At 61.6% G+C, this 20,149-nt stretch carries 17 protein-coding genes; 6 read left to right on the top strand and 11 right to left on the bottom strand.

Translation table 11 applies throughout. The annotated features are described in order from the left end of the window. The 3 genes from OB03_RS06595 to OB03_RS06585 form a co-directional block, all read left to right on the top strand. A partial coding sequence (locus OB03_RS06595; RefSeq protein WP_461343597.1) for a capsular polysaccharide export protein, LipB/KpsS family occupies positions 1–550 on the top strand: 550 nt, incomplete at its 5' end. A 128-nt stretch (positions 551–678) separates the two neighbouring features. Further along, complete coding sequence (locus OB03_RS06590) at positions 679–1,821, top strand: beta-ketoacyl-ACP synthase III (RefSeq protein WP_461343596.1); 1,143 nt, start codon at positions 679–681, stop codon at positions 1,819–1,821. Positions 1,822–1,921: 100 nt separating this feature from the next. Continuing rightward, positions 1,922–2,206 (top strand): hypothetical protein, encoded by a 285-nt coding sequence (locus tag OB03_RS06585; protein ID WP_242913815.1) that lies wholly within the window; start codon positions 1,922–1,924, stop codon positions 2,204–2,206. A gap of 80 nt (positions 2,207–2,286) precedes the next feature. Here the strand turns inward: OB03_RS06585 and OB03_RS06580 are convergent, their stop codons facing one another. The 5 genes from OB03_RS06580 to OB03_RS06560 all read right to left on the bottom strand — a co-directional run bounded on the left by OB03_RS06580 (position 2,287) and on the right by OB03_RS06560 (position 9,664). Then, a complete protein-coding gene (locus OB03_RS06580) occupies positions 2,287–2,820 on the bottom strand; it encodes a porin family protein (protein ID WP_461343595.1) in 534 nt (177 codons plus the stop codon). A 122-nt stretch (positions 2,821–2,942) separates the two neighbouring features. Then, positions 2,943–3,494: a porin family protein gene (locus OB03_RS06575; RefSeq protein WP_461343594.1), complete on the bottom strand. Its 552-nt coding sequence runs from the start codon at positions 3,492–3,494 to the stop codon at positions 2,943–2,945. Positions 3,495–3,715: 221 nt separating this feature from the next. Then, positions 3,716–6,406 (bottom strand): pyruvate, phosphate dikinase, encoded by a 2,691-nt coding sequence (gene ppdK, locus OB03_RS06570; RefSeq protein WP_242913812.1) that lies wholly within the window; start codon positions 6,404–6,406, stop codon positions 3,716–3,718. A gap of 235 nt (positions 6,407–6,641) precedes the next feature. Beyond that, positions 6,642–8,747, bottom strand: coding sequence for a glycine--tRNA ligase subunit beta (gene glyS, locus OB03_RS06565; RefSeq protein ID WP_461343593.1), 2,106 nt, complete (start codon positions 8,745–8,747; stop codon positions 6,642–6,644). 2 nt (positions 8,748–8,749) lie between these two features. After that, entirely contained in the window at positions 8,750–9,664 is a 915-nt protein-coding gene (locus tag OB03_RS06560; RefSeq protein ID WP_461343592.1) for a glycine--tRNA ligase subunit alpha, read from the bottom strand. Positions 9,665–9,783: 119 nt separating this feature from the next. Here OB03_RS06560 and OB03_RS06555 point away from each other — a divergent pair, with 119 nt between their 5' ends. Beyond that, positions 9,784–10,533 (top strand): polysaccharide deacetylase family protein, encoded by a 750-nt coding sequence (locus tag OB03_RS06555; RefSeq protein ID WP_461343591.1) that lies wholly within the window; start codon positions 9,784–9,786, stop codon positions 10,531–10,533. Here the strand turns inward: OB03_RS06555 and OB03_RS06550 are convergent. From OB03_RS06550 to OB03_RS06535, 4 genes are all read right to left on the bottom strand, one after another. After that, positions 10,467–11,435 carry a hypothetical protein gene (locus tag OB03_RS06550; protein ID WP_242913808.1) on the bottom strand — a complete coding sequence of 323 codons (969 nt, stop codon included), beginning with the start codon at positions 11,433–11,435 and terminating at the stop codon, positions 10,467–10,469. The genes OB03_RS06555 and OB03_RS06550 overlap by 67 nt on opposite strands. 65 nt (positions 11,436–11,500) lie before the next feature. Then, complete coding sequence (locus OB03_RS06545) at positions 11,501–12,382, bottom strand: 4-(cytidine 5'-diphospho)-2-C-methyl-D-erythritol kinase (protein ID WP_461343590.1); 882 nt, start codon at positions 12,380–12,382, stop codon at positions 11,501–11,503. 33 nt (positions 12,383–12,415) lie between these two features. Then, on the bottom strand, positions 12,416–14,296 hold the full coding sequence (locus tag OB03_RS06540) for a tetratricopeptide repeat protein (RefSeq protein ID WP_461343589.1): 1,881 nt from the start codon (positions 14,294–14,296) through the stop codon (positions 12,416–12,418). A gap of 135 nt (positions 14,297–14,431) precedes the next feature. After that, positions 14,432–16,084 (bottom strand): electron transfer flavoprotein-ubiquinone oxidoreductase, encoded by a 1,653-nt coding sequence (locus OB03_RS06535; RefSeq protein ID WP_242914068.1) that lies wholly within the window; start codon positions 16,082–16,084, stop codon positions 14,432–14,434. 195 nt (positions 16,085–16,279) lie between these two features. On the opposite strand from OB03_RS06535, the gene OB03_RS06530 reads away from it, so the two are divergent. Both OB03_RS06530 and OB03_RS06525 read left to right on the top strand, forming a co-directional pair. After that, positions 16,280–17,068: a uracil-DNA glycosylase gene (locus tag OB03_RS06530; RefSeq protein WP_461343588.1), complete on the top strand. Its 789-nt coding sequence runs from the start codon at positions 16,280–16,282 to the stop codon at positions 17,066–17,068. 123 nt (positions 17,069–17,191) lie between these two features. Further along, positions 17,192–18,928 carry a lytic transglycosylase domain-containing protein gene (locus OB03_RS06525; protein ID WP_461343587.1) on the top strand — a complete coding sequence of 579 codons (1,737 nt, stop codon included), beginning with the start codon at positions 17,192–17,194 and terminating at the stop codon, positions 18,926–18,928. Between the two features lie 199 nt (positions 18,929–19,127). On the opposite strand, the gene OB03_RS06520 is transcribed toward OB03_RS06525, so the two are convergent. Continuing rightward, on the bottom strand, positions 19,128–19,775 hold the full coding sequence (locus tag OB03_RS06520) for a glutathione S-transferase (protein WP_461343586.1): 648 nt from the start codon (positions 19,773–19,775) through the stop codon (positions 19,128–19,130). 24 nt (positions 19,776–19,799) lie between these two features. Next, positions 19,800–20,120 carry a DMT family transporter gene (locus OB03_RS06515; RefSeq protein ID WP_461343585.1) on the bottom strand — a complete coding sequence of 107 codons (321 nt, stop codon included), beginning with the start codon at positions 20,118–20,120 and terminating at the stop codon, positions 19,800–19,802. Between the last annotated feature and the right edge of the window lie 29 nt (positions 20,121–20,149).

Raw genomic sequence — 20,149 nt, 5'->3', positions numbered from 1 at the left:
GACCGGCTGCGGCGATATCCGCACCAACTCCGGCCTGGTCGAGGCGGCGCGTGCGGACTATCCCGACCACTTCCTGATCTATCGCAACCATCCGGATGTGACGTCGGGCAACCGCCCCGGTCTGCTGGACGCCCATGCGATGGCCGAGGTCGATGCTGTGGCCGATGATATGGACATCATCGACCTGCTGAACGCCTGTGATCGCTTGGCGACCCTGACGTCTCTGTCCGGTTTCGAGGCCCTGATGCGCGGCAAGGCCGTCAGCGTCTATGGCCGCCCCTTCTATGCCGGATGGGGACTGACCGAGGACCGCATGACGTTCGAGCGGCGCGGTCGTCAGATCACGCTGGATGAACTGATGCACGCCGCCCTGATCGACTATCCGGTCTATGTCACGCCCGATGGCTGGCCGTGCGAGGCGGAAGATCTGGTGAACATCCTGATCGCCGCCCGCGATACGCCCCTGCCCGCTCCGCCGCGTGGCCGTATCCGACGTTGGTGGCGCGGTATCAAAGCAAGTCTCGACCGCAGCCCTCCGCCGTCTTATTGATAGACTCAAACATTTAGAAACGCCTGCTCGCCTGACGGTCAGAAGTTCGCCGCAAACACCCGACATGACTGGGATAAGGTCATCCGGCCCCACGCGAACCGCGCCAGCGAGCGCGAGGAAGATACAAAGTGCATAAAGCCGTCATCGCCGCCACCGGCCTCTACACCCCCGAACAGTCGATCTCGAACGACGAGCTGGTCGCGGCCTACAACACCTGGGTCGATCAGTGGAACGCGGCCAATGCCGCCGCTATCGACGCCGGTGAGATCGAGCCGAAATCGCACTCTTCCAGCGCCTTCATCGAAAAAGCTTCGGGCATCAAGAGCCGCTTCGTGATGGACAAGGAAGGCATCCTTGACCCGTCGCGCATGGCCCCGCGCATTCCGGCCCGCAGCAACGACGAAATCTCCATCCTCGCAGAAATGGCTGTTCGCGCCGCCGAGGACGCCATCGCCAAATGGGGCAAGCCGGTCAGCGAGATCGGTGCCGTGATCTGCGCCGCTTCCAACATGCAGCGCGCCTATCCGGCCATGGCCATTGAAGTGCAGCAAGCTTTGGGCATTCAGGGCTTTGCCTTCGATATGAATGTCGCCTGCTCCTCGGCGACTTTCGGCATCAAAACGGCAGCCGATCTTGTCGCCAACAGCGACAAGGCCATCTTGATGGTGAACCCCGAGGTCTGCTCGGCCCACCTGAACTTCAAGGACCGCGACAGCCACTTTATCTTCGGCGACGTCGCGACGGCCGTTATCATCGAGAACGAAGCTAATGCCGGTCCGGGCGGCTGGACCATTCTGGGCACCAGCCTGCAAACCCAGTTCTCGAACGCGATCCGCAATAATTTCGGCTTCCTGAACCGCACCCACCTTTCGACCGACACGGCCGAGCCGATCCCGTCCGACGGCCTGACCGACAAGCTGTTCGTCCAGCAGGGCCGCAAGGTGTTCAAGGAAGTGGTGCCCATGGTCTCGGAGATGATTGTCGAGCAAGCCAATGCTCTCGGCATCGATCCCCACAGCCTGAAGCGCCTGTGGCTGCACCAGGCCAACATCAACATGAATCACCTGATCGGTAAGCGCGTGCTGGGCCGTGAACCCACCGCCGAAGAGAATGTGATCATCCTCGACGAGTACGCAAACACCTCTTCCGCAGGGTCAATAATTGCGTTCCATCTGCACAACGATGGTTTCGAAGTTGGGGATAAGGGCCTGATCTGCAGCTTTGGCGCTGGCTATTCGGCTGGTACCGTAGTTGTTGAAAAGCGAGGATAAACGCACCGCCTAAGCCTAAGGCATTAGGCAGCGGTTGCACTGTTCGGTTTTTTTTGCAATCCCTATGGGACTGGAAATTTATCGGGGTTGGGATCCGGTAATGACTTCGACTGAGAAAAACATTTCGCCTTGGGCGGAAAAACTGAATGATCCGCTGGCACACGACATCGCCACGGTGCTTCACCGCATGGGCGGTTCTGCCCATCAGGACATGGTCATCAACTGTGTTGCGGCCATGAAGCGTCAGCGCGGTGAATCCGTTACTCAGGACCTCAAGTCCAAGATCATCGAAGTGTTCGAACGCTATCGCGACTTCTTCATCCGTCCGTTCGGCGAAGGCTCGCTGCGCTGGGCGATTGCACCGGAAGTCCTGCACACCGCCTGATCCCTTCCCAGTACCAACATGCAAAAAGGCCCGCCTTTTCCCAAGGCGGGCCTTTCGCATTTCTAGACCGTTAGACGATCTTAGAAGCGACGGACGTACGAGACGCTGTAAGCGTCGGCGCTGTCAAGGTCGCCCTTGTACTCGCGACGGGTCCAGTCAGCACGAATACCGTTGTCAGCGTTCATCTTGAACTCTGCGCCTGCACCGTACGACCAGTGATCACCACCCTCGTCGGTCGTTTGACCGGCGATGGTGCGCTTCATTTCAGTGTGGCCGTAGCCACCGCGAGCGAAGACTTCGAAGTTTTCGCCGACCGGAACCTTGCCAACGACGTAGCCGGCAGCGTCCCACTCGTGCTCCAGCGTGCCGTCAACGCCGGCGACCTGGAAGTCCTTGTCCTTGACGCCGATACCGACTTCCGACTCCAGAGCCAGATAGCGGTTCAGTTCGACACCCATACGGCCCTGAACAGCACCGGTGTAGCTGTCTTCAAGGTAGCTGTAGCCCAGCGTGCCGTAGCCACGGGCGTTGTCCATGCTCCAGGCCGATTGAGCCAGAGCCGGGGTTGCCATCATAGCGGCAGCAGCAGCTGCCATGATCATCATCTTACGCATGATATTACTCCTAATGGTGGGCGGGCGCGTGTCCCCACGCTGCCCTGCCCTGATCCGTCATTGGGGGAGGAAGGATCAGCCCGCGGACAGATCCACGCGGGCTGATATTTAGGTCTGCCGTCTTAGAAACGACGGACGTACGACAGCGAGTACACATCGACTTCGCCAGCATCGCTGTCGGTGAAGTCACGACGGGTCCAGTCACCACGGACGCCATTCTGGGCGTCGAAGTAGAAGTTGGCACCGGCACCGTAGTTCCAGCTGGTGCCATCAGCTTCACGCGACAGACCACCGGCTTCTGCCTTGATCTTGGTCGTGCCGTAACCACCGCGGGCGAACAGTTCGAACTGGTCGTTAATCGGCAGGGTACCTACGACATAGGCGGCAGCATCGTACTCGTGCTTGATCGAGCCATCGACGGTGCCGATGCGGAAATCGTCGTCTTTGACGCCGACCGAGACTTCGCCCTCAACACCGAAGTTCGGGTTGAACTTGGCACCGAAGCGGCCCGTGATCGCGCCGAGGTCGCCATCGGACTGATCGAGTTGCGAATAGCCGAGGTTACCGTAATAGACCGGGCCTTGCTGGAATGCAGCCGGTGAGGTTTGAGCAACGGCGGCACCACCAAAAGCAACAGCAGCAACAGCGCCAGCAGCGATAACAAACTTACGCATATTTACTTCTCCTTGCTGGAGTTAAACTCAAAGCGAACACGCCTTGCGTCCCAGCTCGGATAACAAAACGGGTCTCCGGATTTACCGTTCCTGCATTGGTTACATCGAAGTCATCAGTGTGGACTTAGAAACACACACGACGTTCGGCCAATAATGGCGGATTTTGGCATTAAAAAAGGCGACCACTCGGGTCGCCTTCTTATTAATACTTGTGACCGAATTTAGCGATCTTTCTCGCGGGCAATGCCGGACTTGGCCACAAGGGCTGCCTGCGCGGCCGCCAGCCGGGCGATCGGCACGCGGTACGGCGAGCAGGACACATAGTCCAGACCGACTTCTTCACAGAAGGCGATTGAGGCCGGATCACCGCCGTGTTCGCCACAAATACCCATCTTCATGCCCGGACGCTGTTTGTGGCCGCGTTCCTCGGCGATGCGGATCAGGTCACCCACGCCGTTCTGGTCGAGGCGGACGAACGGATCGTTTTCGAAGATGCCGCGATCCAGATAGGCCTGCAGGAAGTGGCCGGAGTCGTCACGGCTGATGCCGAAGGTGGTCTGGGTCAGGTCGTTGGTGCCGAACGAGAAGAACTCGGCGTGCTCGGCCAGATCGGCAGCGCGCAGAGCTGCACGCGGCAACTCGACCATGGTGCCGACCAGATATTCGACGCTGTCGCCCTTGTCCTCGAACACGGCCTTGGCCGTGCGATCGGTCAGTTCGCGCAGGTACTTCATCTCAAGGCCCAGCGCGACCAGCGGATGCATGATCTCGGGGATAGGTGCCTCGCCGGTGGTCTTCTTAACCTCCAGAGCGGCTTCTAGCACGGCGCGGACCTGCATCTCGTAGATTTCAGGATAGGCAACGCCCAGACGGCAACCACGGTGGCCCAGCATCGGGTTGGTTTCATGCAGTTCCTTGGCGCGGCGCTTCAGCTTGTCGGCGTCCAGACCTTGGGTCGAGGCCAGTGCATCCATCTCCGCCTCGGTGTGCGGGATGAACTCGTGCAGCGGCGGGTCAAGCAGACGAACCGTTACCGGCAGGCCCGACATGATGGTGAACAGTTCCACGAAGTCAGACTTCTGGAACGGCGCGATCTTGGCCAGAGCGGCACGGCGGCCTGCCTCGTCGTCAGCGAGGATCATCTCGCGCACGGCGGCGATGCGGGTCTCGTCAAAGAACATGTGCTCGGTGCGGCACAGGCCAATGCCCTCGGCACCGAAACCGCGTGCGGTCTTGGCATCAAGCGGGGTCTCGGCGTTGGCGCGGACCTTCAGGCGGCGGACATCGTCGGCCCAGGCCATGAGGGTCTGGAAGTCGCCCGTCAGTTCCGGCTCGATCATCGGCACGGCACCGTCAAGGACTTCGCCCTTGCCGCCGTCGATGGTGATGACTTCGCCCGCCTTGAAGGTGCGGCCACGCACGGTGAAGGTGCCCGACTTGTCGTCGATGCGGATTTCGCCCGCACCCGAGACGCACGGACGGCCCATGCCGCGTGCAACGACAGCCGCGTGCGAGGTCATGCCACCGCGAGCGGTGACGATGCCGCGTGCCGCGTGCATGCCGTGGATGTCTTCCGGCGAGGTTTCTTCGCGCACCAGAATGACGGCGTCGCCGTTCTGGGCGGCGCGTTCGGCTTCGTCGGCGTCGAATACGATCTTGCCCGTGGCCGCGCCCGGCGAGGCCGGCAGGCCCTTGGCCACGACGTTGCGCTCGGCCTTCGGGTCAATGGTCGGGTGCAGAAGCTGGTCCAGTGCCGCAGGCTCGACGCGCGAGACGGCTTCCTCGGCCGAGATCACGCCTTCGTTGGCCAGTTCAACGGCGATCTTGAGCGCCGACTTGGCGGTACGCTTGCCGTTACGGGTTTGCAGCATCCACAGGCGGCCCTGCTCGACCGTGAACTCGATGTCCTGCATGTCGCGGTAGTGGCTTTCCAGACGGCCCACCACGTCGACAAACTGTTCGAAGACCACCGGCATGGCTTCTTCCATCGAAGGGGCGGTTTCGCCCATCTCTTCGCGGCCAGCCTTGGTCAGCGATTGCGGCGTGCGGATACCGGCCACCACGTCTTCGCCCTGTGCGTTGATCAGGAACTCGCCGTACAGCTTGTTCTCGCCGGTCGACGGGTTGCGGGTGAAGGCAACGCCCGTAGCCGAGGTCTCGCCCATGTTACCGAAGACCATCGACTGGACGTTCACAGCCGTGCCCCAGCTTTCCGGAATGTCGTGCATGCGGCGATAGAATTTCGCGCGGTCGTTCATCCACGACTCGAACACAGCACCGACAGCGCCCCACAGTTGGGCGTGCGGGTCTTGCGGGAAGGCCTTGCCCAGCTCGCGCTCGACCAGTGCCTTATAGTCGGCAACGACCTTTTCCCAGTTCTCGGCGGTCAGTTCGGTATCGACCGAGACGCCCAGACGGTCCTTGTGCTGGTCCAGCACTTCTTCAAAGTGGTCGTGGCCAAGGCCCAGAACCACGTTTGAATACATGGTGATGAAGCGACGGTAGGAATCGTAGGCAAAGCGGCGGTCACCCGACAGCTTGGCCAGCCCTTCGACGGTTTCGTCGTTCAGGCCGAGGTTCAGCACGGTGTCCATCATGCCCGGCATCGAGGCACGCGCGCCCGAGCGGACCGAGACCAGCAGCGGGTTCTCGACCGAACCGAAGGTCTTGCCGACCACGCCCTCAACCTTGGCGAGGGCTTCCTTGACCTGTGCTTCGAGGTCCGCCGGATAGCTCTCACCATTGGCGTAGTAATAGGTGCAGACTTCCGTGGTGATGGTGAAACCCGGAGGGACTGGCAGTCCCAGCGAGGACATCTCGGCGAGGTTTGCACCCTTGCCGCCGAGGAGGTTCTTCATCGAAGCGTCGCCGTCGGCAGAGCCGCCACCGAAACCGTACACCCACTTGGTCATATTCACGTTCCTGAGCCGTGGTCGTCTCACGGGATTATAGGGGAATCCCGTGTTTCGAGCGCCTCTCTATCGCGCTGCACCTGCGAAGGCCACCACCATCCGGTCACAATCCGTGATCGGATGTAGCAAAAGGTCATTTTTTCTCGATGCAGGCACTAAAAGAGCCCCGAACGCAAAACGGCACCCCTAAGGGTGCCGTTCCGAGTGTGAAGCTTGTGTGACACTGATAGCCGGTTTAGCCGGCGATCTGTCCAAAGTCGGCCACACGACCCATGACTTCGCGAACCTGAACCAGCAGCTTGAGCCGGTTGTCGCGTTCTTCTGCCACGTCCGAGTTGACCATGACGCCATTGAAGAAGGCATCAACCGGAGCACGAAGCTGGGCCAGCGCCGTCATGGCAGCCGCGAAGTCTTCGGTTTCCAGCGCCTTGTTCACAGCGGCATCTGCCGTTGCGGCAGCATTGGCCAGAGCGATTTCTTCGGCAGGCTGGTTGGCCATCGAGGTCGAAACTGCGCCCGACGGCAATGCGCCCTTCTTCTCCTCGGCCTTGAGGATGTTGGAAGCGCGCTTGTAACCGGCCAGCAGGTTGGCACCGTCGTCGGTGGCGAGGAAGCCCGACAGGGCCTCTACGCGCGACACGATACGCACCAGATCATCATCAATCGTGCCGCTGGCTGACTGTTGAGTTTCTATGATCGCGTCAACGAGATCGTGCCTTGCGCCGCCGTCACGCAGCATCACCTTCAAGCGATCTGCGAAGAACTGCATCAGCTCAATAGACAGGATAGCGCCGGTATAAACGGAGGCGGAGAACTCTTCGCTGTGCTTAGCAAATGCGCTCTCGAGACCGATACGCACATCATTATCGATAATGAGACGAATAACCCCCAGCGCCGCGCGGCGAAGTGCATAGGGGTCTTTCGAGCCAGTCGGTTTTTCATCAATGGCGAAGAAGCCAACGAGCGTGTCGATCTTGTCAGCCAGAGCGATGGCGACGGTCAGCGGTGCGGTTGGCACGCTGTCCGACGGACCTTGCGGCTTGTAGTGGTCGCGGATGGCGTCGGCGGTGGCGTCCGGCAGGCCTGCGAGGCGGGCGTAATAGCCGCCCATAATGCCTTGCAGTTCGGGGAACTCGCCGACCATGCCCGAGGCGAGGTCAGACTTGGCCAGACGCGCAGCCTTTTCAGCCTCTACCGCATCGGCACCGACCAGCGGCGCGATCTCGGCGGCCAGTTTGGCGATGCGCTCGACGCGCTCGGCCATCGTGCCCAGCTTGGCGTGGAAGGTGACGCCCGAGAGCTTTTCGTTCCACTTGTCGAAGCCGACCTTCTGGTCCTCTTCCCAGAAGAAGCGGGCGTCGTTCAGACGGGCAGACAGCACCTTGGTGTTACCTGCGGCCAGAGCCTTGCCTCGATCGGCAGCCTCGACGTTGGCGACGACGACATAGTGCGGAGCCAGACCCTCTGCGCCCGGTTGGCTGACGGCGAAATACTTCTGGTGCACCTTCATCGACAGGCGCACGACTTCCGGCGGCAGCGACAGGAACTGCGGGTCCATATCGCCGAGGATCGGGGTCGGCCATTCGGCCAGACCGGCGACCTCGTCCAGCAGGCCGATGTCATCGACCAGTTCCAGACCCTTGGCGGCGCAGACAGCCTTGGCACCTTCCAGCACTTTGGCCTTGCGGTCCTCGAACGACAGGACGACGAAATTGCGTTCCAGCTTGGTGCGGTAGTCGGCGAAGTCTGTGACTTCGAACGGCTGGCCCGCCCCCATGAAGCGGTGGCCTTCGGTCACGTTCGAGGCAACGATCTTCTTGCCCTCACCACCGATGGTGCTTCCGAGGTCCAGCGCATAGGGGATCACCGCGCCGTCAAACAGGGCGATGATGCGGTGGATCGGACGCACCCAGCGGAAGCTGCCCGAGCCCCAGCGCTGGGACTTCGGCCACGACATGGTGTGGAAGATGTGGTCCAGAGTTTCGGCAACGACCTCGGTCGTGGCGCGGCCCTTTTGCGAGACTTGCGCGTAATAGACGCCATCCCGCTCGACCAGTTGGTCCTGCGTCAGGCCGGTCTTGCGCAGGAAGCCTTCCAGCGCCTGAGCCGGAGCCGAGGTTTTCGGACCCTTCAGCTCTTCGTTCAGGTCCGGCGTCGCGGCAGGCAGGCCTTCAACCACCAGCGTCAGGCGGCGCGGGCCGCCATAGGTGGTCAGGCTTTCCCACGTCAGGCCGGCCTTCTTGAAGGCGTCGGACGCCATGCGCTCCAGATCACGCGCACCGCCTTGTTGCATGCGGGCGGGGATTTCTTCCGAGAAGATTTCAATAAGAAGCTGGGACATGATCAGGCGTTTTTCGCTTCGGCAGCCGCTTCCTCGCGGCGCTCTTGTTCGACTTGGGCGGTGGCGCAGGCCTTACACAGGTCGCGGATGCGGCCGATGTAGGACTGGCGCTCGGCCACGGCGATGGCACCGCGTGCGTCCATCAGGTTGAACAGGTGCGAGGCCTTCAGCACTTGGTCATAGGCTGGCAGCACCAGCGGCTGGCCTTGCGGACCCTTCATGGCCAGCAGGCGCGAAGCCTCGGCTTCCATGTCCTCGAAGCGGCGCTTCAGACCGGCGACGTCATAGCCGTGGAAGTTGGCTTCCGATTGCTGGCGCTCGTTCTCGAGGAAGACCTCGCCGTAGGTCAGGCCTTCCTTGTTGAACTTCAGGTCATAGACGTTGTCTACGCCCTGAACATACATGGCCAGACGTTCCAGACCGTAGGTCAGCTCGCCCGAAACGACGTCGACTTCAATGCCGCCAACGCCCTGGAAATAGGTAAACTGGGTGACTTCCATGCCGTCACACCAGACTTCCCAGCCCAGACCCCATGCGCCGACGGTCGGGTTTTCCCAGTCGTCCTCGACGAAGCGGATATCGTGCAGGCTGGGATCGATGCCGATGGCCTTCAGGCTGTTCAGATACAGCTCCTGAAGGTTGTCGGGGTTCGGCTTCAGGATGACCTGATACTGGTAATAGTGCTGCAGGCGGTTCGGGTTTTCACCGTAACGGCCATCACCCGGACGACGCGACGGCTGAACATAGGCAGCCTTCCACGGCTTCTTACCCAGAGCACGCAGGACCGTCGAAGGGTGCAGCGTTCCTGCGCCCACCTCGATGTCATAGGGCTGCAGGATAGCACAGCCTTGCTCGCTCCAATAAGCGTGAAGGGTCAGGATCAGGTCCTGAAACGAAAGAGGTTCAGTTGCGGCCACGGGTCGACATTCAGTCCGATTTCGGGAGGCGCGGACCATAAGCCGCTCGTCCGTGCGCGGCAAGGCAACCAACCCCCTTCATTTGTCAGCAATCAGCTTTGCCGTAAAGAAACGTCGTTATGCACGAACTCATCGATCCTATTCGTCGCCGCGCCGCCCGCATTTTGGGTACCCAGCCTGTACCTGTGGGGATCGAGGGCGGCGTTTTCAGCATCAGCTTCGACGATTTTCCCAAGAGCGCATGGGAGGTGGCGGGGCCGATCCTGAAAGATCACGGCGTATTGGCCACCTATTTCGTCGCGGGCGGGCTGTGCGATGCCGAGAATATCGGCAAGCGCCAGTTCTCGGTCGAGGACCTTCTGGCTTTGCATGCCGCCGGCCACGAGGTCGGGTGTCACACTTTCGACCACGTTAGCGCCCTCAGGATCACTCCACAGGCGCTGGGTGCCCAGATTAGCCGGAACGCGCAATGGGTGGCTGAGCGGTTGGACGGGCACCGCATGACCCAGTTCGCTTGGCCGTTCGGGGATGTGGCCCTGTCAGCTAAAGCCGTGGTCGCGCGACATTTCGAACGCTCGCGCGGGGTGCGTGACGGCGTGAACCTCGGGAAGGCGGACCGCAACAACCTGCAAGCTATCGGTTTGGAAAGCCGTCGCCTGCCCCACTACGATCTCGAAGGCCTGATGGCTCGCACGGCGCAAAACAATGGCTGGCTGATCGCCTATGGCCATGATGTCGAGCGTGAGCCGTCGCCGTATGGATGCACGCCGCAGGACCTGTTGCGGGTGATTACGCTGGCGCGTCAGGCAGGGCTGGCGATTGCGACGGTTTCTTCGGCCTGTTCGATGATGGCGGCAGCGCGCGCCTGACGTGCCCTCTCCGACGCGGCCCACTTCAATAGGGCACGGCGCGGCCAGACCATAAGCCAGGAGCGGGGCGTGTACTCACCCGCCTCGATCAAGGCGCGGCGGGTCGGGGAAGTCGCCCCTGCCCGCTGTGTGTGGATTTCGCCCGGCCCCTGATGGATCATGAAGGCCCCGTTTTTCAGAGGCGTTTCGCGCAGATAGGCCAGACGCGGGCTGATCTTGCTGAGCGGCGGATCATAAAACCAGCTCGAACCAATCCCCCCCACCAGCCCGGGGTATTTCTCGAGAATGCCCGCCATAGCGAGCCATGCGCGGTCCCAGCCTTCGGCAGTAAAATCGGCGGTGTCCCGGCTTTCGGTATGGACTTCCAGCCACGTGCCCCAGCCCTTGGCCAGCACCCAGCGGAACGGCGGCGATATACCCAGGCCAGCGCGTGAATGGCGCAGCGCCTGCCCCGGGCCCACAGGCGACGAAAGATCGATCAGGTGGGTGCGGGTGGCCGGAACACTGAGCCCCATAGCGAAGCGCACATCCTTGGCCCAATGGTCGGGATCATACGCCCCCTCGCCCTCGCTCAACTCGCCCGACAAACGGTCCAGCCAGTAGGGATAGGCGTCAAAGACCTCGGCAGGCAGGTTGTAGGCCGCGATCCGCCGCGGAAGCTCCAGACACCATGTCGCGATAATCCCGCGCCGAAGATGGCCCGTGGCCTCGTCATCAGGCGTCGTGCCGATAACCTCGTTGACCTTCTTTGCGCAAAGCTCGAAGTCCCAATGGGGTGCCGCAGTCACACTGTTGATGACAGCGTCCGGCAGCAATGCCTCCAGTCGCAGACGGTCTTCCGTCGGCAGCGAGGCCAGCGTCAGATGGAAACCATCAGTCTGTTTTGGGCTCAGGACCAGCATGGCACTGGGATAACACTACGATGTCACGAAGCCGTTAATCGCTAGCCATAATGGATTTTAACGGTTTATCCGAGGACCAGAGCCGGAGCGCCCAGTACCGTCGGACGTACCCACCAGCCGTCACGTTCCAGCGCAAAGGCCGCATCCAGCGCGGCGGCTTGATCGTCGAACAGTCCAAAGACCGTGGCCCCCGAACCGGACATCCGGACCATGCGGCAGGTCTCAAGATCCGAGAGCGCTTCAATCACCGATCCAATGGCCGGAGTTTCCGAAAGGGCGGGAGCTTCCAGATCGTTGCGCTGCTCCGCGAGCCACGCAATAACATCTACCGACGATGTCGAGGCTGGTGGTTGCGGTCGATCGGCGCGTCCCGAGGGATTGCGGTCAAAGGCGCGGTACACTGCCCCCGTGGGGGACGGCAGGCCCGGGTTCACCAGAACCGCATGCAGAGCCGGCAGATCGGCGGGTTCCAGCACCTCGCCCACGCCGGAAGCATAGGCAGGTTGGGCGCGATAGCACATGGGGCCGTCTGCACCGACGCTGCGGGCTACCCGTTCCAGCACCTCATCACCCAACCCTAGTTCCAGCAGCATATTGGCCGCACGAAGCGCCGCTCCGGCATCGGACGAACCACCGCCCAATCCCGCAGCCACGGGCAAGCGTTTATCCAGCGTCATCGCCAACGGCAGGTCATCGCGGCCCAGATGCGATGCCAGCGCCAGCAGAGCGCGAACCACCAGATTGTCCGCATCCTCGCCGATGCCCTGTGCGAAGGGCCCCACGACTTCGAAGCTAAAGCTTGGCGCATGCGAGACCGTGATACGGTCACCGACATCGGCAAAGGCTACCAGACTATCGAGGGGATGATAGCCGTCAGCCATCACCGGCGCGACGTGCAGATACAGATTGACCTTGGCGGGGGCCAACAGGGTCAGGGTGTCAGTCATCGGCGGCGTTCAGTCTCAGGTCTGGGTGGTATCTCAGGGCTGGGTAGCGGGCACGACCGCCGGAGCAACCCTGTCATAGGGAAGCTGGTTCAACCTGTCTTTCAGCTTGGCCTCGACCTCGGCGCGACGCTTGTCGTCGACGTCCAGCGTCAACACCCGTTGCCATTGGAAGCCAGCCTCTTTCTGGCGTCCCAAGGCCCAATAAACATCGCCCAGATGGTCGTTGATCTCGGCGTTGGCCGGCTCCTTGGCCACGGCCTTTTCGATGGGTTCAAGCGCCTGCTCGGGCTTGCCGCTCTTGAAATAGCCCCAGCCCAGCGAGTCCAGATAATGTCCATCTTCGGGATCAGCGGCCAGGGCGCGCTGGATCAGAGCAATGCCTTCGTCGACGCGTTCGCCGCTTTCGACCCAGAGGTAGCCGAGATAGTTCAGCGCGCTAGGCTCATTGGGTTGCAGAGCGAGGGCGGCGTTCAACTCCGCTTCGGCCTCGGCACGGCGGCCCACAGCCTCCAGTGCGGCACCGCGCATGAAGCGGACTTCGTAAATCTGGTCAGCAGTATTCAGCAGCGGACCGTTGAGGATTTCCAGCGCCTCTTCGAAGCGTTCCATTTTGATCAGCATATTGGCGAGGGCATAGACGATAGGCGCATCGTCCGGCGCGGCCTCGGCAGCCAGCTTGAACTCGGCCAATGCCTCTTCGTTCATGCCGCTCTTGTCAAAGCTCATGCCGCGCTGGGCACGGGCGTTGGCATAGAGCGGTCCCTCGCTGGGCGGAATCTCCGCCAGAACCGCACGCCCGGCACCCGGCAGATTGCCGTTAATCAAGGTCTGGCCAATGTAGGCCTGGGTTTGCGCATTGGGCGAAATCTGTTGTGACAGTCGCAGATACACGGCGGCGAACTCATTGGCGTTCTGGGCCACCATCTGGTCTGCGGCGGTGCGCAGGGACATGGCGACACCTTCGCGGTAGCGCAGGGTCGCTGGCGGGCGCTGTTTGTTCATTACCCGCTGCTGGGCCAGATAGATGCGCGGTTCGGCCTGCCCTGCCTGAATGGCAGCAGTGTACAAGGCCAAAGCTTCTTCACCGCGACGGCGACGCTCCAGAAACTCGCCATATCCAAGACGGAACAGGCTTCCGGCCACGGCATGCGCGGTCAGTTCCTTCCACTCGTTCTCGGCCTCTTCGTAACGTCGGCGGATTTCGAGCAGGCGCGCGCGGTTGCTGCGGGCGACCAAGGTACTGATGGGGTCGAAGTCTGCAGGCGGAGCCGCAAGCGCGCGGTTCCAGTCGCCCGCTTCGGCGGCGATCCAGACCTGCGCATAGGTAGCCGCGCGATCATGCGGCATTTCTACAGGGCGCTCGGCCAGCAGGCGGTTGGCCTTGCGCGCACCGTCGGCCAAATAGGTTTCAATGCCACGGATCAGTTGACCCGCTTCGGTGATGGTCGGTGACACCCCCGGCGCATCCGGAACAATGCCCGCTGCGAATTTCAGGTCACCTGCGAGAATAGCAGCGGTAAATGCCTGTTCGCGAAGGCGGGGCTGCTCGGGGGTCAGACGGTTCGCCTGCTGAAGCAGGACCGCACCTTGCTGCGTATCGCCCGAGGCCAAAGCCGAGCGTCCCGCAAGGTAGTAACCGTAGGCACTGCGGCCTTCCGGCGTGGTCGGAACGGGAGCCCATTCCTGAGGAATGGCGACCACCGGCTCGGGCGGAAGCTCCGTGCTCGCGGGTTCTCCGTCCTCGCCCTGCTCTTGCGGCTCTTCGACCTGTTCGTCTTCGGCGGGGGCCATACGGATCAGCGGCACCTGCGACGGCTCGGGAGCGGGAACCGGTTGCACCTCCTGCGCCAGAGCGGGAGACGCCACGATCAGCGCAGCGACAGAGACGGTCAGCAAAAGAGGGCGAATAGGCATCATACGGCCGACAGTTCACTTTTTCTGTGCGGTCGGCAAGGTGGCGTAACCCGCCGCGCACAAAAAAGGAGGCGTCGCGAACATCGCAACGCCTCCTTTAAAACATTCAAACCCTACAGGGCTTTACATGCCAGATTACATGTTCGGATAGTTCGGGCCGCCTGCGCCTTCCGGCGTGGTCCAGACAATGTTCTGCGACGGATCCTTGATGTCGCAGGTTTTGCAGTGGACGCAGTTCTGGGCGTTGATCACGAAGCGCGGATCGGTCTTTTCGGCTTCATTGGCGTAAACTACCTCGTACACACCCGCCGGGCAGTACAGACGAGCAGGCTCGCCATATTTGGGTAGGTTGACGTTGATCGGCACCGACGGGTCCAGCAGCTTCAGGTGAGCGGGCTGATCTTCGGCGTGGTTGGTGTTCGAGATGAACACCGACGACAGCTTGTCGAACGACAGCTTGCCGTCCGGCTTCGGATAGGCAATCGGCTTGTGCATCGAGGCCGGTTCGGTCGAGGCCGCATCCGTCTTGTGGTGCTTCATCGTACCGAAGAACGAGAAGCCGCCCGTCAGGTGGTTCACCCACAGGTCGAACATGCCGATCGCGCCGCCCAGCATGGTGCCGAACTTGGTCAGCAGCGGCTTGGCGTTACGAACGATCTTAAGTTCCTTATAGACCCACGAGGTCTTGTAGGACGCTTCATAGGCTTCCAGCACGTCGCCCTCGCGACCAGCGATGACGGCATCATAGGCGGCATCAGCAGCCAGCATGCCGGTCTTCATGGCATTGTGGCTGCCCTTGATGCGCGGCACGTTCACGAAACCGGCCGAGCAGCCGATCAGTGCGCCGCCCGGGAAGGCAAGCTTCGGCACCGACTGGAAACCGCCCTCGGTGATGGCACGTGCGCCGTAGGAGATACGGGTGCCGCCTTCGAGGTGATGCGCAACCGACTCGTGGTGCTTGAAGCGCTGGAACTCGTCAAACGGCGACAGGTACGGGTTCTTGTAGTTCAGGTGCGTCACAAAGCCGACCGACACATAGCGGTCGCCGAAGTGGTACAGGAACGAACCACCGCCGGTCTTGTCATCCAGCGGCCAGCCCGTGGTGTGCTGCACCAGACCCGGCTTGTGGTTTTCCGCCGGAATCTGCCACAGCTCCTTGATGCCGATGCCGAACTTTTGCGGTTCGGCAGCGTCGCAAAGGTTGTGCTTGGCCATGATGGTCTTGGCCAGCGAACCCCGCACGCCTTCGGCGATGAAGACATATTTGCCGTGCAGTTCGATACCCGGCTGGAAGTCGCCGGTCGGCTTGCCTTCGCGGTCGATACCGAACACGCCGGCGACAACGCCCTTCACGCGGCCATCGTCACCCCAGACAACGTGGCTGGCCGCCATGCCCGGATAGACTTCGACGCCCAGAGCTTCGGCCTGCTCGCCCAGCCAGCGGGCCAGATTGCCCAGCGAGCCGATGTAGCAGCCGTGGTTGTGCATGAACGGTGGCAGGGCAAACATCGGCAGGCCCATCTGACCTGCCGGGCCAAGCACCAGAAATTTGTCTTCCTTGACCGGAGTCTCGAGCGGCGCGCCCATTTCCTTCCAGTTCGGGAAGAGTTCGTTCAGCGCCTTGGGATCGATCACTGCGCCCGACAGGATGTGGCCGCCGATTTCGGCAGACTTTTCCAGAACGGCGACGTTGATTTCCTTGCCATCCTTCTCAGCACGCTGCTTCAGACGGATCGCTGCCGACAGGCCAGCAGGACCACCGCCAATGATGACGACGTCATATTCCATGACCTCGCGCTCGACACCGGTCAGCGCCTCCAGCGGCGGCAGATTGTCGATGACAGCCTCTTGCCAGGCGTTCTTGGCGCCGCCTTCGGTTACTTGTTCGGTCATGTGATCCCCGGAATCCATAATATCTTCGTGGTTATAAGCCTTATCGGTAGGTGACGCGGGGGCGGTCAAGGCTTAATGGCTATAACTGGAATGAACGCTCAAACTTCGGATATCGGCGCCTACGAATCCCTGCTCGCCTTTTGGCGCGATGCGGGCGTTGACGCCTGCTATCTAGACGAGCCGGTTGATCATACCGTTATTCAAGCTCTGCCGACACCTGCGGCTGTGCAAAAGCTTGCCGCCGTACAGCCGGTGCGCGGCCCGCTCGGGACAACCAATACCGCTGCCGGCGTTCCGGCGGCGCGGCAACTGGCCACGCAGGCTGACACCCTGGATGCCCTGATCGCCTCCGTCGCTGCCTTTGACGGATGCGCCCTGAAGATGATGGGCGCGCGCAACGCGTTGTTCGGGCGCGGCGCGGCAGATGCGGATCTTCTGGTGATCGGGGACGCCCCGACCGGCGACGATGACAATGCCGGACAGGCGTTTTCGGGACCCGCCGGACGCTTGCTCGACCGGATTCTTGTCGCCGCAGGTGTGGCCGACAGGACATATCTGACGCAAACCGTCTTTTGGCACCCGCCCGGAAATCGTCCTCCCACACCGGAAGAACAGGCCGTCTGCCTGCCCTTCATCGAGCGCGCCATCCAGCTCATTCAGCCTAAAGCTGTGCTGTTGATCGGCGCAGTCGCTGTTCGCGGGATTTTGTCGAGTAACGAGAGCCTGTTACGCCTCCAAGGCCAGTGGAAGGAGTGGACGCCGGAGGGGCATTCCGCCCTGCCCGTTATGACCACTTTCCACCCCGGTTTCCTGTTGCAACAGCCGCTCGCCAAGGGTGCCGTTTGGCGCGATATGCTTGCCGTAACGGCCAAGCTGTAACCTTAAAAAGTTGAGTGGATGTCCAAAAACGGGCATTATTCCCCGATCTGGTGACCAATCCACAGAGCGATCTGTCCGGTTCGCAAAACCGTCAGTACGCCGATGAAGGGGGCCTCCGCGCTCATGAAGTTCGACAACAGAGCGCAGTGCGCCTTTCGATTTTCTGTATCCCGCCCACAATCCGCACTGGCCCTGATTGCACTGCTCGCGCCGCTGGCACTGGCAACGCCATCCGCAGCGACTGAAGCGACCGATGTGGCGACGGGAGCGGCTGCGTCTTCCGCTGTGCCCTATGATGCCGATCAATCTTCGCCGTCGGCCCTCAGCAGCGCGGATCGCCTGACCTACACCACCGCCTTCGATGCCCTGCGTCGCGGCGATCTGGAGACCGCCCGCGCCAGCGCCCAGCGTGTTCAAGATCGCATCCTGCTGGGGCAATTGGAGTTCGAGCGCCTCTTCCACGCGAACCATGTCGCCACCTACGACGAACTCGTCATCTGGCTTCAGAACTTCTCGGACCTACCGATGGCCGAGCGGGTCTATAGCCTGGCCATGCGTCGCCTGCCCGACGGCGTCACCCCGCCCCCGCGTCCGGGCGGTTTCCTGACGCGCACTTGGGACAGCGTGACCCGCGCCGGACAAAGTTCTATCGATCCGTCGCGTGCCGCCCGCGTCATGCTGAACAATGACGATCTTCAAGGTGCCTACGATACGGGCATCGAGTTGGGGGACTGGTGGACCTCGGCCATGGCCGCGTGGCGTATGAGCCGTTTCAACGACGCCTACGTCGCGTTCCAGCATGTGCTGGATGATCCGACTGAAGACCCGTGGGTCCGCGCGGGCGCAGCCTATTGGGCCTCGCGCGCCGCAGCCCAGACCAGCCGTCAGGACCGCGTCCAGCCCCTGCTGCAACAGGCTGCCCGCTGGCCCGCAACCTTCTATGGCCAGATTGCCCTGCACCAGCTGGGGCAGGAACTGGTGATCAACAATACCGGCCCGCGCTCCTACTACGCCGTCAACCGATCCGCTGGTGGTGGGGAGACCGCCCCTCAGGTGGACGGTCGCGCATTGAACGCCTTTGTCCATCAGGACGAGACTGCGCGCCGCACGCTGGCTCTGTATGAAGTGGGTCGCCGTTCGGATGCCGCCGAGGCCGCGCGAGAAGGTCTTCGCCGCTCGCGCGATCTGCAAGCCCGGCAAATGTGGGCAGGCCTGTATAATCTGGTTGCCCCCGGTCGCGCCGCCGAGCGCGCCGCATCGTCGGTCGATGTTGCCGACTATCCGATGCCGACCCTGTTCCCAGAGGGTGGCTATACGGTTGATCAGGCCCTTGTGTACGCCTTGATCCGCAAGGAGTCAGCGTTTGACCCCGGTGTCCGTTCGGGCGCGGGTGCCTATGGCCTCATGCAGGTCATGCCGTCGACAGCCGCCTATATGACCGGCGATCAGTCCTATACCCGCCAGCCGCAACGCCTGCTGGACCCGTCGCACAATATGAAACTGGGTCAGGACTATCTGAACCGCCTTATGTCCATCGAGAGCTTCGGCGGCGATATCCTGAAGACGGTTGCGTCCTACAACGCTGGCCCCGGACCGATGATCGCGGCCATGCGCAAGTTGGGCACAGACGCCGATCCGCTATTGCTGATCGAGACGATCGACGTGCCGCAAGCCCGCGATTACGTGGAAAAGGTGGTCGCGGCCTATTGGATCTACAAGCGCCTGATGGGCGGCCCGCTTAACACGCTGGACGCAGTCGTTTCCGGTGCTCGCGCTATTCCGGTGTCGCTGGACTACCAGCCCCCGCTGCCCCAGCCGACCCAGACGGCGTTTGCCGAACAGGCTCCGACGGGCAACTAAACCTGTCCTAGTAGAAACTGCTCTGGACCAGTGCCCACCCGACACCCAGCGCCACCACTAAAATGGCGTAGGCTCGTGTGCGGCGTCCCCAATTCGTACCCCGGTCGATTGTTCGCATGCTGTCCGCCCTGTTATCCAACAGACTTTGGCGGGCAAGTTTTAAAACATCGTTCTCTTAGCTGTCGAAAGTTCCAATCTTTCAGACGCTAGCGGCCTTTTCCCATTCCAGATAATCGGGATTGGACAGCAAAGTCGCGGCATAGGTTTTGGCAATGCTCTGGTCGTCCCCGTGCGCACCCAGATCAAGCTGGAAATGACGCACCCGTGCAGCCACAGGCGTGAAAAGGGCATCGGCGATAGACCAGCGCCCGAACAGCCAAGGCCCTTCGCTACCGAACCGCTGACGCATCTGCGTCCAAACACCGACCAACCGCCTGATGTCTGCGGACAGATCGGGATGCTCGGGCGCAGGCGCGACTGAAGGTCCAACTTGCGGATGCTCATAGCTGGTGCCGCAGTAGTGCCGCAGCGCGTGATAGCCTGAATGCATTTCAGCCGTGACCGCGCGGGCATAGGCGCGGGCCATAGCGTCTGCTGGCCAAAGACCGGCTTCTGGATAGGTCTCTGCGGCCCACTCGCTGATGGCCAGACTGTCCCAGATCTCGTCTTCGCCAATCATCAGTAGAGGGACAAGCCCCGATGGCGACACCTTGGAAAGTGCCGCCTTTTGCTCGCGCGTATCATAGCGGGCATCGAGCGTTATGAAGTCGGCACCAGCCCTTTTCAAAACCAGATAGGGCCGCAAGGACCATGTGGAATATTGCCTTGGACCTATGAGCAGCTTCATTTCGCCCGCCTCCCCTCAAAAGCGTTAGTGGCTGGATGACAGTTTCAGCACAACCAGCCCCGACACGATAAGCAGACCCCCGGTCACCCGCATAGGCGTAATCGCCTCGCCCAGAACCGTAATACCGACAATGAAGGCACCAACGGCCCCGATACCGGTCCAGATGGCGTAAGCCGTTCCCAGCGGTAGCGATTTCATCGCCACTGCCAGCAGGCCAAAGCTGACGATCATGAAGCCGATGGTGCCGATGGACGGCCAAAGCTTGGTGAAGCCCTCGGAGCTTTTCATCAGAAAAGCCCAGACGATTTCAAACAGACCGGCGAGAAAAAGGAAAACCCAGGCCACGACAGACTCCCTATGCATGGCATGTCGGG

The sequence above is a fragment of the Brevundimonas sp. GN22 genome (assembly GCF_054824005.1).
The sequence above is the reverse complement of the archived record's forward strand: the minus strand, read 5'-3'. Positions and strand labels throughout refer to the sequence as shown.

Excerpts from the sequence above, each read along its gene's own strand:
- OB03_RS06585 (WP_242913815.1), top strand. The coding sequence starts at position 1,922 with ATGACTTCGACTGAGAAAAACATTTCGCCTTGGGCGGAAAAACTGAAT.
- OB03_RS06580 (WP_461343595.1), bottom strand. The coding sequence starts at position 2,820 with ATGCGTAAGATGATGATCATGGCAGCTGCTGCTGCCGCTATGATGGCA.
- OB03_RS06575 (WP_461343594.1), bottom strand. The coding sequence starts at position 3,494 with ATGCGTAAGTTTGTTATCGCTGCTGGCGCTGTTGCTGCTGTTGCTTTT.
- ppdK (WP_242913812.1), bottom strand. The coding sequence starts at position 6,406 with ATGACCAAGTGGGTGTACGGTTTCGGTGGCGGCTCTGCCGACGGCGAC.
- glyS (WP_461343593.1), bottom strand. The coding sequence starts at position 8,747 with ATGTCCCAGCTTCTTATTGAAATCTTCTCGGAAGAAATCCCCGCCCGC.
- OB03_RS06555 (WP_461343591.1), top strand. The coding sequence starts at position 9,784 with ATGCACGAACTCATCGATCCTATTCGTCGCCGCGCCGCCCGCATTTTG.
- OB03_RS06550 (WP_242913808.1), bottom strand. The coding sequence starts at position 11,435 with ATGCTGGTCCTGAGCCCAAAACAGACTGATGGTTTCCATCTGACGCTG.
- OB03_RS06545 (WP_461343590.1), bottom strand. The coding sequence starts at position 12,382 with ATGACTGACACCCTGACCCTGTTGGCCCCCGCCAAGGTCAATCTGTAT.
- OB03_RS06540 (WP_461343589.1), bottom strand. The coding sequence starts at position 14,296 with ATGCCTATTCGCCCTCTTTTGCTGACCGTCTCTGTCGCTGCGCTGATC.
- OB03_RS06535 (WP_242914068.1), bottom strand. The coding sequence starts at position 16,084 with ATGGAATATGACGTCGTCATCATTGGCGGTGGTCCTGCTGGCCTGTCG.
- OB03_RS06530 (WP_461343588.1), top strand. The coding sequence starts at position 16,280 with ATGAACGCTCAAACTTCGGATATCGGCGCCTACGAATCCCTGCTCGCC.
- OB03_RS06525 (WP_461343587.1), top strand. The coding sequence starts at position 17,192 with ATGAAGTTCGACAACAGAGCGCAGTGCGCCTTTCGATTTTCTGTATCC.
- OB03_RS06520 (WP_461343586.1), bottom strand. The coding sequence starts at position 19,775 with ATGAAGCTGCTCATAGGTCCAAGGCAATATTCCACATGGTCCTTGCGG.